We start from the raw sequence: 13,900 nt of genomic DNA, 5'->3' as shown, positions 1-13,900 counted from the left end.
CAATATCTAAAAAGATAGGATATTAACAATCCTTAAAACCTGTGAACAAAAGATGTGCTAACTGTAAAGAAAATTGAATATATTTGTAGCCGATAAACTTTAGGGGTGTTCCTCGTGTAGGAACTGAGAATTACCCTTTGAACCTGAATAAGTTAGTACTTACGTAGGAAAAAGTAGAGTCTTTGACTCTTTTATTATTTACTAGGCGATGGAATATCATCGTGTACTACCTCAATAAAAACAGGATTTGCCTGCTAAAGTTTTCGCATTAAATTATTTACAATGATTATAAGCGTAAACAATACTCAAAAAAACATACCTGAAAACACTTCTATTGAAGCGTTGTTAAAAGAATTACAACATACTCAAAACGGTATTGCTGTAGCTATAAATGAAATGGTTGTTCTAAAAACACAATGGAACTCATACCTATTGCGCGAAAATGATGATGTACTCATTATTCAAGCGACTCAAGGAGGATAAATTATAATGTATCTGGTATCAATATTTAGGTATCAGGTAATCAAAACACTAATAAATTAAAAACTGCAACATCTAGCTACTAGATACTTGCTTCTAGATACCAAAGAAAATGAAAAACAAAGACACTGCACCTCAGGAGGGGAAAATCACAAGAAAACCTTTTCCTAAATCAAAAAAGATTTATGTAGAAGGAAAAATTCACCCACAGATTAAAGTAGCAATGCGCGAAATATCTTTGAGTGATACTAAAGATTCTATGACAGGTAAATTGACTCCAAATGAGCCAGTTACTGTATACGACACCTCTGGACCTTACACAGATCCTAGCAAAGAAATAAATGTACATGAAGGAATCGAAAGAATTAGAGAGCAGTGGATTTTAGATCGTGGTGATGTAGAAGAGTTAGATTCTTTTACTTCTGAATACTGTAATGAGCGTTTAAACGATAAAAGTTTAGACCATATGCGTTTTGATTTAAAGCACAAACCAAAACGTGCAAAAAAAGGACAAAACGTTACACAATTGCACTACGCTAAAAAAGGAATTATTACTCCAGAAATGGAATACATCGCGATTCGTGAAAATCAACGAATCGATGAAATGACCGAAATTAGAAAGCAACACCCAGGAGAGCATTTTGGAGCTTCTATTCCTGCAAAAATCACACCTGAATTTGTACGTGAAGAAGTTGCTAGAGGTCGTGCCGTAATACCATCTAACATCAATCACCCAGAAGCAGAGCCTATGATTTTAGGTAGAAACTTCTTAGTAAAAATAAATGCAAACATTGGTAACTCAGCTACTACGTCTTCTATTGAAGAAGAGGTTGAAAAAGCAGTATGGGCTTGTCGTTGGGGAGCAGATAACATCATGGATTTATCTACAGGACAAAATATTCACGAAACTCGTGAGTGGATTGTACGTAACTCACCTGTGCCAATTGGTACCGTGCCAATTTACCAAGCTTTAGAAAAAGTAAACGGTGTTGCCGAAGACTTAACATGGGAAATTTTCCGTGATACTTTAATTGAGCAAGCAGAACAAGGAGTAGATTACTTTACAATTCACGCCGGAGTATTGTTACGTTACGTACCAATGACTGCAAAACGTGTAACCGGAATTGTATCTCGTGGTGGTTCTATTATGGCTAAATGGTGTTTGGCGCATCACAAAGAGAGTTTCTTATACACGCATTTCGAGGAAATTTGTGAAATTTTAAAATCGTACGATGTTGCCTTCTCATTAGGAGATGGATTACGTCCAGGTTCTGTTGCCGATGCCAATGACGAGGCACAATTTGCTGAGTTAGAAACTTTAGGAGAGTTAACTCAAATTGCTCGTAAGCACGAAGTACAGTGTTTTATAGAAGGACCAGGTCACGTGCCAATGCACATGATTAAAGAAAATATGGAGAAACAAATTGAAGTTTGTGACGAAGCTCCTTTTTACACATTAGGACCGTTAACAACTGATATCGCTCCAGGTTACGACCACATTACTTCTGGTATTGGTGCTGCTATGATTGGTTGGTACGGATGTGCTATGTTATGTTACGTAACACCAAAAGAACATTTAGGATTGCCTAACAAAGAAGATGTACGTGTAGGAGTTGTTACCTATAAGTTAGCTGCACATGCTGCTGATTTAGCGAAAGGTCACCCAGGTTCTCAGCACAGAGATAATGCCTTAAGTATGGCTCGATTTGAATTCCGTTGGGAAGATCAATTCAACTTAGGTTTAGACCCTGAGCGTGCTTTAGAGTATCACGATGAAACATTACCAGCAGATGGAGCAAAAGTGGCTCATTTCTGCTCTATGTGTGGACCTAAATTCTGTTCTATGAAAATCTCTCAAGAGGTACGTGACTTTGCAGCAGAAAATGAAATTTCTGATGAAAATGAAGTTTTACAAAAAGGAATGGACGAAAAGTCTCAAGAATTTAAAGACAAAGGATCAGAAGTATATCTTTAGTATCATATGAAAGTTCCCCAAATCAACCGTTCATTGAGTTTATAGAAATGCGGTTGATTTGGGTCGGGCTTTCTGCTATATCTTTTTATTTTTTTCCGGTGACTGAGACTCTCAAAATCCCGAAAAAAAACAAAAAGGATGCCACTTCAATCCCTAACTTATAAACTAATGTCGGTTCGAGTGATTTTGAGGAACGAAAAATTGTATCGAGAACTTCTCGTTAAAAATTCAAATCATTTCAATCTTTGAATTCACTCGAAGTGACAATTATCAAATATGATTGTATTAATAGCTCCCGAAAATGATATACCAAACGAACTAGAAATACTAACACAGTTATTTCAAGAGGGACTGGAATACTATCATTTGAGAAAACCAAATAAAAGCTACGAAGAACATTGTGATTATTTGAATCAAATTGACTCTCAATACCACAACAAAATTGTAGTTCATTATTTTCATGAACTCATCAATGACTTCAACTTAAAAGGAATTCATTTTCAAGAGCAAAAACGAAGAGATTGTTTAGATACTCCTAGTGATTATTTCACCAAACTTAACAACATGTTTGGCAAAACAATTAGTTCTTCTTTTCATGAGCCTAAAGATTTGGAAGCTTGTAACTTTGAATTTGATTATCATTTATTGAGTCCTGTTTTTTCTTCTATTTCTAAACAAGGATACGAAGGAAGAGGTTTTGATGTCAACCATATTGATAAGACTATTATTGGAATGGGAGGTGTTACCATAGAAAATTTAACTGATTTTGAAAAATTAGGTTTTAAAGGTGTTGGTGTTTTAGGTGGAATTTGGAATAGCGAAGATCCTGTTGGAAATTTCATCACAATGAACAATAGGCAATTAACAAAGAACAATTAGAAATGTCAAACAATATTATTTTAGATAAGACCTATTCCTTTGCGGTTAAAACCGTTAAGCTTTCTCAGTACCTAGTGGATGAGAAAAAAGAATATGTATTATCTAAACACATATTACGTTCTGGAACTTCGATTGGCGCAAATACGGAAGAAGCAATAGGCGGATTCTCTAAAAAAGACTTTACTTATAAATTAAATATAGCCTATAAAGAAGCGAGAGAAACAAAATTTTGGTTACGATTATTAAAAGACACAGAATACCTTCCTATTGAACAGTTCAATGAACTCTTTGATGAATTAGAACAAATTCTAAAAATATTATTTACAATTATCAAAAAGTCAAAAGAAAATGAAAAAGGATAAAATTGATAATTGCACATTGTCAACTGCTAATTGTAAATACATACTAACCATTGCAGGTCATGATCCTTCTGGCGGAGCAGGTTTGACTTCAGACATCAAAACATTTGATGCATTTGATTTGTATGGACTTTCTGTGTGTACCGCTGTTACCGTTCAAAATGATGTCAACTTTACAGATTGTATTTGGATAGATGTCCCAGTAATATTATCTCAAATAGAAATACTCTTTGAGCGTTTTGAAATAGAGGTGGTAAAAATAGGCATCGTAGAATCCTGGGATGCGATGCATCAAATTACTAATAAACTACATAGTTTAAATCCTGATATAAAAATTGTTCTAGATCCTATTTTCAAAGCGAGCGCTGGTTTTGATTTTCATTCAAAAGAAAGTCAAGAACTGTTTGACTCCATCTGGAAACAATGTTACATTATCACTCCAAATTTTGATGAAATTCAAAGTTTATATCCAAAATTAGATATTGAGGATACAATTGAATATATAAGTAGTCTGACCAATATTTACTTAAAAGGAGGACATCGCTCTGACAAAAAAGGGTGGGATGAATTATACCATAGCAATATTGTTATGATGAATATCCCTCCGAATGCAAAAACAACAAAAGAAAAACATGGTAGCGGATGTGTTTTGTCTTCTTCATTAGCTAGTAATTTAACTCTAGGTATTCCTTTAGAAGATGCCGCAAAAAATGCAAAATATTACACGGAAGAATTTTTGAACTCAAATGACACCCTATTAGGTACTCATTACCGCATCAAAAATGAAGAAGTTAAAATACCTCAACAAAAAAATGATTAGTAAACTACACTACATATCACAAGGAACTTCAGTTAATGAACATCTTGAAAACATACAACAAGCATGTCAGGCTGGTGCTGAATTGGTACAATTACGTTTGAAAAACTATTCGGAAAAAAAGATTTTAAAAGCTGCACAACAAGCCAGAGAAATCACGGGTCACTTCCAAACTAGATTGATTATCAATGATCATTATAAAATTGCGAAAGAAGTAAAAGCCGATGGTGTTCATTTAGGTAAATCAGACACCTGTCCGAAAGAAGCTAGAAAACACCTGTATTCTTGGCAAATTATTGGAGGAACAGCAAACACCATAGAAGATTGTAAAAACCTATTAGAGAAAAAAGTAGACTATATTGGGTTAGGCCCATTTCGTTTCACAAAAACTAAAGACAATTTAAGTCCTATATTAGGAACGAATGGATACCTCACAATTTTAGAGGAACTTAAAACAGACACTCCAATCGTAGCGATTGGAGGAATTACTCTTGAAGATGTTTCAGAAATTATGACAACAGGAGTTCATGGAATCGCTGTTTCTGGAGAAATCACAAAGGATTTTAATAAAATCAATACTTTTTATCAAATTTTAAAAGGTGATGAAAAATTAGAACAACGTTTTGACATCAATAACTTCAAATAAACGATAGAACCATGGCCAACAAAACACAACCCACCTCTGCTAGCGTTGAAGAATTTTTAAACAAGGTAGAAAAAGAGCAAAAAAGAAAAGATAGCTTTGAAATAGCAGCTATGATGGAAACACTTACTGGTAAAAAACCAGTGATGTGGGGTGACAGTATTGTTGGGTTTGGACAGTTTAGGTACAAAACAAAATCTGGATGTGAAGATAACTGGTTTACTTGTGGGTTTTCACCAAGAAAAGCCAACATATCTCTATATCTAATGGGATGCGACATCAAACAAAGCCAAGATTTATTAGACCAATTAGGAAAGCATAAAACTGGTGTAGGATGCCTTTATATTAACAAACTAGCTGATATTGATACAGAAGTACTAAAGAAAATTATCAAAAGAACTATTGATTTAGACAATAACTAGTTTCGGATCATTCAAATAATTCAAGAAAAACAGACCCCTTCGACTTACTTAGGAGTCAAGAAAAAATAAAATTATGGATACTTTAAAAATAGCAGACAAAGAATTCAACTCTCGTTTATTTACGGGAACAGGTAAATTCAGTTCAAATGATTTGATGGCTGATGCAATATTGGCCTCTGAAAGTGAACTGGTAACGGTTGCATTAAAACGTGTTGATGTGGACAATGAACAAGATAAAATGCTGCAAAGTATTCAAAAACCACATGTCAATTTATTACCAAACACATCGGGTGTAAGAGATGCAAAAGAAGCTGTTTTCGCTGCTCAATTGGCTAGAGAAGCCTTAGAAACAAATTGGATCAAATTAGAAATCCATCCAGACCCAAAGTATTTACTACCAGACCCTATTGAAACATTAAAAGCAGCTGAAGAACTTGTAAAACTCGGATTTGTTGTCATGCCGTATATCCATGCTGACCCTGTTTTATGTAAAAGATTGGAGGAAGTTGGAACGCAATGTGTGATGCCATTAGGAGCACCTATCGGAACAAATAAAGGAATTAAAACAGTTGATTTTTTAGAGATTATTATTGAGCAAAGCAATGTTCCTGTTATTGTAGATGCCGGAATAGGAAGTCCTTCTCATGCAGCGTATGCGATGGAATTAGGAGCTGATGCAGTACTTGTAAATACCGCTATTGCAGTTTCTGAAAACCCTACCGAAATGGCAAAAGCTTTTAAAATGGCTGTCCAAGCAGGCAGAATGGCATACAATGCAAAATTGGCGAGCATCAAAAAACACGCTGAAGCAAGCAGTCCACTTACATCTTTTTTAAATATTTAAAAAACCAGACAACAATATGTCATTCAAAGAAACTTTTGATTTACACGACTGGGAGAGCCTAGAGAACGAAATTTACCGCTTTACTAGTAAAGATGTTGAAACTGTTTTAAGGAAACCAAAAATAGAATTAGACGATTTTAAAGTATTGATTTCTCCTGCGGCGAAACCGTTTTTAGAAGAAATGGCACAAAGAAGTCATGCCCTTACTAAAAAACGTTTTGGAAATACCATTCAAATGTACATTCCTATGTATTTATCTAATGAATGTCAAAACATCTGTACGTATTGTGGTTTTAGCATGACCAATAAAATCAGAAGAAAAACACTCTCAGATGCCGAAATTCTGCAAGAGGTAGCCCACATTAAAAAGTTAGGTTACGATCATATTTTGTTGGTAACCGGAGAAGCAAACAAAACTGTGGGGGTTTCTTATTTAAAACATGCCATTGACCTAATTCGCTCTGAATTTTCTAATATAACCATCGAGGTTCAGCCTTTGGATCAGCATGAATATGAGCAATTGATTGATGCTGGATTATACTCTGTGCTTGTTTATCAAGAAACCTATCATAAAGCCACTTATAAAACGCATCACCCGAAAGGAAAAAAATCGAACTTTGATTATCGTTTAGACACACCAGACAGACTAGGAAGGGCTGGAATTCATAAAATTGGAATTGGTGCCTTATTCGGTTTAGAGGATTGGCGTGTGGATAGTTTTTATACGGCATTGCATTTAAAATATCTTCAAAAAACATATTGGAAAACTAAATATTCTATTTCTTTTCCTAGACTACGTCCGCATCAAGGAGATGTGCAACCCAAAGTAGAAATGACCGATTCTGACCTGGTACAGTTGATTTGTGCATATCGTTTGTTAGATGAAGATGTTGAGCTTTCAATGTCAACTAGAGAAAATGAAGTCTTTAGAAATAACATTATCAAACTAGGAATTACTTCTATCAGTGCTGAATCTAAAACAAATCCTGGCGGATATGCTGTGGAACCTCAATCGCTTGAGCAGTTTGAAATTTCAGACGAACGATCTACGAATGAGATCAAAGAAATGATTCAAAGTCAAGGTTATGAAGTTGTTTGGAAAGACTGGGACAGAAGTTATGATTTGGCAAAATAGGGTTTTAGTAGCAGGTAGCAGGTAGCAGGTAGCAGGTAGCAGGTAGCAGGTAGCAGGTAGCAGGTAGCAGGTAAATTAAAAAATAATATTTTGTCTTTAGAAAAAACGAAACATTTTAGAGAATTCATATGATTGAAAATGTTTTCTATTACATTTTGTTAATTGCGAGTTGCTAATTGAAAACCTATCTTTGTCAAAAAAATAAAACAAATGGATTTAAATCTTATTCCTAAAATAAAACATGCAAATAGTGGTAACTTTTTTCTTTTAGCAGGTCCTTGTGCCATTGAAGGTGAAGATATGGCCTTAAGAATTGCTGAAAAAGTAGTTTCAATTACTGATAAATTAGAAATTCCTTATGTATTTAAAGGGAGTTTTAAAAAAGCCAACCGTTCTAGAATTGATAGTTTTACAGGAATTGGAGATGAAAAAGCCTTAAAGATATTACGTAAAGTTTCTGAAACTTTTGATGTTCCAACAGTCACAGATATCCATACAAACGAAGATGCGGCAATTGCAGCAGAATATGTAGATGTATTGCAAATTCCAGCATTTTTAGTTAGACAGACCGATTTAGTTGCGGCAGCAGCTAAAACAGGTAAGGTTGTAAATCTAAAGAAAGGGCAATTTATGAGTCCTGGAGCTATGAAACATGCGGTGCAAAAAGTAATAGATAGTGGAAATGAAAAAGCTTGGGTTACCGATAGAGGAACGATGTTTGGTTATCAAGATATGATTGTAGATTTTAGAGGTATTCCAGAAATGAAAGCCTTTGCTCCTACTGTTTTAGATGTGACTCATTCTCTACAACAACCAAATCAAACCAGTGGCGTAACTGGAGGAAGACCAGATATGATAGAAACGATTGCTCGCGCGGGGATTGCAACAGGAGTGGATGGATTATTTATTGAAACACATTTCGATCCTGGAAATGCTAAATCTGACGGAGCAAACATGTTGGATTTACAACATTTAGAAGGATTACTTAGTAATTTAGTTGCTATCAGAAAAACGATCAACACCCTTAGTTAATGTTCTTATTTCAAAATATACAAAGACTGTTTTTCAGAAATGTAAAACGGTCTTTTCTTTTTTTAGGATTATTTATTAGCTCAACAGCAAATACTCAAAATCTTGATGAAGTTGATGCTATTGCTCTGAAATACAGCAGCAATATTTCAGATGTAAATGTATTGGCTAAAACAATTTCGCTAGATTTTAAAAAAGATTACGAACAGGTAAGAGCCCTGTATATATGGTTAACACATCATATTGATTACAACCTTAGCGAATTGAAATATGGTACAAGAAATTATAGCTTTCGTTACAGTTCTAAGGAAGAATTAGATCAAAAAATTAGGGAACGTGATTTAGAAATCATCGAAAAAACACTGAGAGAAAAAACAGCTGTTTGCGAGGGCTATTCTATGGTTTTTAAAGAAACTTGCGACATCCTAAAAATACCATGCGAAATTATTAGTGGTTACAGTCGGAATCCATTTTCAAAAATAGGAGAGCTTCCATTAAGTGGAAAACATGCTTGGAATGTCGTTTATGTCAATAATCAATGGAAGTTGATTGATACTACTTGGGGAGCAGGGTATAGCAGAGACTCCGATCACTGGATCAAAGATTTTGATGATCATTATTTTTTAACCAACCCTAATGACTTACTCACCACACACTATCCCGAACAAAAAAAATGGCAACTGGTAAAACCTCCTTTAACAAAGCAAGAATTCACAAATCAACCAATTTATTCTTCATTATTTTTTGATAATCATTTATCACTAACATCACCAAAATCAGGAATTATCAATAGCACAAACAAAGAATTTATCTATGTAAAAATAGATAATTTACCTGCTGGTGCTGAAATGGGCTATGCTTTTGAAAAGGACTATTATTTAACTTCAATAATTCCAGAATTCAAAGGAAACACAGCTATATTAAAAATACCGGTAAAAGGAAATAAAAAAGGCACGCTCTCTATTTTAATAGAGACGGAAATGATTTTACAGTTTCGTTTAAATTAAATAGTAGAATCCTTTCTAATTTTATGGATTAAATGCTCCAAGCCATTCAACTTTAGCTCATAAACCAACCGCAGCATATCTCCAATTTGGCCTTTTGGAAAGCCTTTTGAATGGTACCAAACAATGTAATGTTCCGGTAAATCAATAAGATAAGTTCCTTTGAATTTCCCGAAAGGCATTCTCGTATGAGCTAATTTTTTCAAATATTCCTGCTGGTCTTGCATCCTACTATTTTAAGTGGTTCAAAAATATTATTTCTTTTTAAATTTCTAGCAAAACAAGCACTGAATATCTTATTATTTTGTCTAATTTTGTAGACAGTTCATTGAATAGATTCTAAAATATATTTAGGATCATGGGGACGACTGGTTTTGACAGCGAGATCAATCAATAAGTAAGCATGTCGAGAAAGGAAACAAATCTCGTAAAACCTGGTTTCAAAATTTTATACGGTGAAGAATCTTTCGCCATGGCTGCCTAATCTGAATTATAGTAGGATGGGCCTCGGCTCACAAGGTGAGCAGGCTGTGCATCTCCGGAAAGCCTTGGTATACGGCGTTCCATTTTGAGGTGTCGTAAAAGTATACATAGAAAAAATAGGCTTCGATATTTTTTCGAAACTAAAGAAGATAAGTCTCTTGTAGCTTGTTTTTAAGCGGCATTGGATCGAAAATTAATTAAAAACTAAGCATGTAGAAAGCCTTGCGGTTGCTTGTTTGGACCCGGGTTCGATTCCCGGCGTCTCCACGAATAATAAGACTCCTATATATTTCTATAGGAGTCTTTTTTTGTCGTCTTTTTAAAACATTATTTCGTATTTTACCAAACTCATTTTAACTTAAATTATTTTCATCTTTTGAATAACATAATTGTTTCAGTTACCAATGATTTAACTACAGATCAACGGGTACATAAAGTTTGCTCTTCATTATCCAATTCTGGTAACAAAGTGACCCTCATTGGTCGCCGTTTTAAAAATAGAAAATCATTAAAAAGAGACTATAACACTATAAGAATTAGATTGTTATTTAATCGTGGATTTTTATTTTATGCTGAATACAACCTTAGATTATTTTTTAAACTCTTTTTTCTGAAAAAGGATATTCTTGTAGCGAACGACCTCGACACTTTACTCCCTAACTTTATAATATCCAAACTATTTAGAAAGAAATTAGTATATGATAGTCATGAATTGTTTACAGAAGTTCCAGAATTGACTGAAAGACCTTTCATTCGAAAGATATGGTTAACAATTGAAAAATACATTTTTCCAAAACTCAAAAATGTAATCACCGTTAATCATGTGATTGCAAAAATATATGAGAAAAAATATAACGTGAAGGTAATAGTTATAAGAAACATCGCACCCCTATTAAAAATTAAAACTCTAGACAAAAAGCTCGAAAAAAAAATTAAAAACGATTCTAAGATGTTAATACTGCAAGGCTCTGGAATAAATATTGACCGAGGTGCAGAGGAAGCTGTTGAGATGATGCAATATCTAGAAAACGTTATATTATATATTATTGGAAGTGGTGATGTCTTCCCTCAACTGGAGAAAAGAATTTCTGAATTAAATTTAAACGAAAAGGTAAAAATTTTAGGTCGAAAAAACTATTCAGATTTGATGGAGTATACGAAAATAGCAGATCTTGGATTATCATTAGACAAAAACACAAATTTAAATTATGAATATAGTTTACCAAATAAGGTCTTTGACTACATACAGGCAGAAACACCTCTTTTAGTTTCAAACAGAAAAATCGTTTCAGATATAGTAAATAAATATACTATTGGAATAGTAACAGAATCTCATGACCCAAAAAAATTAGCGGAACTTGTCGAGAACGCTTTAAAAGATAAAGAAAAATATAATTTTTGGTTAGAAAATCTAAAATCAATCTCAAACATTTACAACTGGGAAGAAGAGGAAAAAACTTTATTACAATTTTATAAAGGAATCAAATAACCTTAGGTTGCTAAACGAAAAAAGAATTATATTTATAAACTCTTAATATTTTAGCCTTTTCTTTCATTTATGCTATCCATATGCATCCCCGTTTATAACTTACAAATAGCAGAGCTATATATTGCACTACAAACTCAAATAAACTCATTACAAAGAGCTATTGAAATTGTAGTTATCGATGATGGCTCCTTAGACAAGTTTAAAATATCAAATAGGAAAACTTGTGTTGAAAGCACTTATATTGAACTTCCAGAAAATGTTGGAAGAGCAAAAATCAGAAATCTATTTCTAAAACATACCAAATACGACAACTTGCTTTTTTTGGATTGTGATTCCAAAATAACAAACCATAATTTTCTCAAAAAATACGTTGATTTATTAGAAAGAGATTCTATTCATGTTGTATTTGGCGGGAGCTATTATCATTCCAATAAACCAAATAGAAAACACCTATTAAGATGGGAGTACGGAACAAAAAAAGAAAACAAACCTATCAAAATTAGGAAAAAGCTAAAAAACAAAATATTCTTAACCAATAATTTTTTAATCAACAGGAAGGTTTTTGAAAAAAACAGATTTGACGAAACTCTTACAAAATATGGATATGAAGACACTTTGTTTGGTTATAATTTAACAAAAAATGGTTTTTCAATTTCCCAAATGGATAACCCTGTTTTAAACAATGAATTTGATACGAATATTGAATTCCTCAAAAAGGTAGATGAAAGTATTGATAATCTTTACTTAATAATACAAAAAAAACAATATGACAGAGGTTTATTTGATCATATAACTTTGTTAAGTACTTACAAAAAGTTAGAAAAACAAAATTTATTAAAAATTTACACACTATTTTTCAAATTAAAAAAACCATTAATCACCAAACTTCTGGAGTCAGGATACTATTTTGACCTATCTCTTTTTAACTACTACAAACTTGGTTTAATTTGCGAAAAGCTTTCAAAAGATAGCCTTTAGAAAACACAAAATGAAAAAAACAACTTTTTTCTGGTTTCGAAGAGACCTAAGACTACATGATAATCATGGACTTCATAGAGCTTTACAATCCAATCATCCCGTAATTCCGATATTTATTTTTGATGAAGATATCATCAATGAATTAGCAGAAGATGATGCACGAATTAGTTTTATTTATGAATCTCTAGAAAAAATTCAAATAAAACTGCAAGAGCATAATTCAAGTTTATTATGCTTGAAAGGTAAGACTTATGAAGTTTGGGAAAATCTCTTATCGCAATATGAGATTGATGCTGTGTATACAAATGAAGATTACGAACCGTATGCAATTAAAAGAGACCTGAAAATTACAGGTTTATTACAAAATAAAAATATCTCCTTACATTCTTTTAAAGATCAGGTAATATTTGAGAAATCAGAAATTGTAAAAAATGACGGACTTCCCTATACCGTTTATACTCCATATAAAAACAAATGGCGAAACATTTTCCACGGAACCAAAGTAGAAAATTATGATGTAGATCAATGGAACAAATACCATAACGAGAATTTTGAATTTCCAACACTTGAAGATCTTGGCTTTAAAAAATCATCTATTCAAGTTTTACCATATACTATAGATGATTTACATGATTATGAAATAGAAAGAAACATTCCATTTGTTAATAAAACAAGCTATTTAAGTCCACATTTAAGGTTTGGAACAGTAAGTATACGAGCATTGGTTTTAAAACTTAAACACAACGAGGTATTTTTAAATGAACTCATTTGGCGAGAGTTTTTTATGCAAATTTTATATCATTTTCCAAAAGTTATCAATCAAAACTTCAAATCTAAATACAACCAAATAGAATGGAGAAACAACAAAGAGGAATTTGAACATTGGAAAAATGGAACTACTGGATACCCTTTTGTAGATGCAGGGATGCGAGAACTGAACCAAACAGGTTACATGCACAATAGAGTGCGTATGATTGTAGCTGGTTTTTTAACCAAACATTTATTAATTGATTGGAGATGGGGAGAAGCTTATTTTGCAGAAAAACTTTTAGATTACGAATTATCTTCCAATAACGGAAACTGGCAATGGTCTGCTGGTACTGGATGCGACTCAGCGCCTTATTTTAGGGTTTTCAACCCTACAGAGCAGATAAAAAAGTTTGATAAAGAACTGAAATATATCCGCAAATGGATACCTGAATTTGACAGTTTAGAATATCCGTTACCTATGGTTGATCATAAATTCGCAAGAGAACGTGCTTTATCAACCTACAAAATTGGTTTAGCAAAGGCAGAATAATATAAATTTTAATATTGTATTTTTAACAACATAATCAAAGAAAAACAGGTCTAATTTTCTATA

Annotated in this window: 15 protein-coding genes, 1 other RNA gene and 1 riboswitch; of the genes, 15 read left to right on the top strand and 1 reads right to left on the bottom strand. The window is 33.2% G+C overall.

The genetic code is table 11. The annotated features are described in order from the left end of the window. Positions 1-91 precede the first annotated feature (91 nt). Positions 92-187, top strand: a riboswitch (TPP riboswitch). Positions 188-282: 95 nt separating this feature from the next. The 11 genes from thiS to AC2DZ0_RS15205 all read left to right on the top strand — a co-directional run bounded on the left by thiS (position 283) and on the right by AC2DZ0_RS15205 (position 9,590). Further along, complete coding sequence (thiS, locus tag AC2DZ0_RS15255) at positions 283-483, top strand: sulfur carrier protein ThiS (RefSeq protein ID WP_484642821.1); 201 nt, start codon at positions 283-285, stop codon at positions 481-483. Between the two features lie 109 nt (positions 484-592). Beyond that, positions 593-2,455: a phosphomethylpyrimidine synthase ThiC gene (thiC, locus tag AC2DZ0_RS15250; RefSeq protein ID WP_484642820.1), complete on the top strand. Its 1,863-nt coding sequence runs from the start codon at positions 593-595 to the stop codon at positions 2,453-2,455. A 276-nt stretch (positions 2,456-2,731) separates the two neighbouring features. After that, positions 2,732-3,334 (top strand): thiamine phosphate synthase, encoded by a 603-nt coding sequence (locus AC2DZ0_RS15245; protein ID WP_484642818.1) that lies wholly within the window; start codon positions 2,732-2,734, stop codon positions 3,332-3,334. A gap of 2 nt (positions 3,335-3,336) precedes the next feature. Next, positions 3,337-3,696, top strand: a complete 360-nt coding sequence (locus AC2DZ0_RS15240; RefSeq protein ID WP_484642817.1) for a four helix bundle protein — start codon at positions 3,337-3,339, stop codon at positions 3,694-3,696. Beyond that, a complete protein-coding gene (locus AC2DZ0_RS15235) occupies positions 3,683-4,513 on the top strand; it encodes a hydroxymethylpyrimidine/phosphomethylpyrimidine kinase (RefSeq protein WP_484642815.1) in 831 nt (276 codons plus the stop codon). The genes AC2DZ0_RS15240 and AC2DZ0_RS15235 overlap by 14 nt, the downstream gene beginning before the upstream one ends. Further along, on the top strand, positions 4,506-5,156 hold the full coding sequence (gene thiE, locus AC2DZ0_RS15230) for a thiamine phosphate synthase (RefSeq protein WP_484642814.1): 651 nt from the start codon (positions 4,506-4,508) through the stop codon (positions 5,154-5,156). The genes AC2DZ0_RS15235 and thiE overlap by 8 nt, the downstream gene beginning before the upstream one ends. Positions 5,157-5,167: 11 nt before the next feature. After that, a complete protein-coding gene (locus tag AC2DZ0_RS15225; RefSeq protein WP_484642813.1) occupies positions 5,168-5,575 on the top strand; it encodes a DUF1801 domain-containing protein in 408 nt (135 codons plus the stop codon). Positions 5,576-5,645: 70 nt separating this feature from the next. Continuing rightward, positions 5,646-6,419 carry a thiazole synthase gene (locus AC2DZ0_RS15220; protein ID WP_484644843.1) on the top strand — a complete coding sequence of 258 codons (774 nt, stop codon included), beginning with the start codon at positions 5,646-5,648 and terminating at the stop codon, positions 6,417-6,419. A gap of 16 nt (positions 6,420-6,435) precedes the next feature. After that, positions 6,436-7,554 (top strand): 2-iminoacetate synthase ThiH, encoded by a 1,119-nt coding sequence (gene thiH, locus AC2DZ0_RS15215; protein WP_484642812.1) that lies wholly within the window; start codon positions 6,436-6,438, stop codon positions 7,552-7,554. A gap of 210 nt (positions 7,555-7,764) precedes the next feature. Continuing rightward, a complete protein-coding gene (gene kdsA / locus AC2DZ0_RS15210) occupies positions 7,765-8,586 on the top strand; it encodes a 3-deoxy-8-phosphooctulonate synthase (RefSeq protein ID WP_484642810.1) in 822 nt (273 codons plus the stop codon). Next, positions 8,586-9,590: a transglutaminase domain-containing protein gene (locus AC2DZ0_RS15205; RefSeq protein ID WP_484642808.1), complete on the top strand. Its 1,005-nt coding sequence runs from the start codon at positions 8,586-8,588 to the stop codon at positions 9,588-9,590. Before kdsA ends, AC2DZ0_RS15205 begins: the two co-directional genes overlap by 1 nt. On the opposite strand, the gene AC2DZ0_RS15200 is transcribed toward AC2DZ0_RS15205, so the two are convergent. Continuing rightward, positions 9,587-9,814: a DUF3820 family protein gene (locus tag AC2DZ0_RS15200; RefSeq protein ID WP_484490913.1), complete on the bottom strand. Its 228-nt coding sequence runs from the start codon at positions 9,812-9,814 to the stop codon at positions 9,587-9,589. The genes AC2DZ0_RS15205 and AC2DZ0_RS15200 overlap by 4 nt on opposite strands. Positions 9,815-9,947: 133 nt before the next feature. Between AC2DZ0_RS15200 and ssrA the strand changes: the two genes are divergently transcribed. From ssrA to AC2DZ0_RS15180, 4 genes are all read left to right on the top strand, one after another. Further along, positions 9,948-10,340: a transfer-messenger RNA gene (ssrA, locus tag AC2DZ0_RS15195) on the top strand. Positions 10,341-10,446: 106 nt separating this feature from the next. Further along, positions 10,447-11,559: a glycosyltransferase gene (locus AC2DZ0_RS15190; protein WP_484642807.1), complete on the top strand. Its 1,113-nt coding sequence runs from the start codon at positions 10,447-10,449 to the stop codon at positions 11,557-11,559. A 69-nt stretch (positions 11,560-11,628) separates the two neighbouring features. Beyond that, positions 11,629-12,537, top strand: a complete 909-nt coding sequence (locus tag AC2DZ0_RS15185) for a glycosyltransferase family 2 protein (protein WP_484642806.1) — start codon at positions 11,629-11,631, stop codon at positions 12,535-12,537. 10 nt (positions 12,538-12,547) lie between these two features. After that, positions 12,548-13,837 carry a cryptochrome/photolyase family protein gene (locus AC2DZ0_RS15180; protein ID WP_484642805.1) on the top strand — a complete coding sequence of 430 codons (1,290 nt, stop codon included), beginning with the start codon at positions 12,548-12,550 and terminating at the stop codon, positions 13,835-13,837. The last annotated feature ends 63 nt before the right edge of the window (positions 13,838-13,900 follow it).

The organism is Flavicella sp. IMCC45668 (assembly GCF_057219105.1).
The sequence above is the reverse complement of the archived record's forward strand: the minus strand, read 5'-3'. Positions and strand labels throughout refer to the sequence as shown.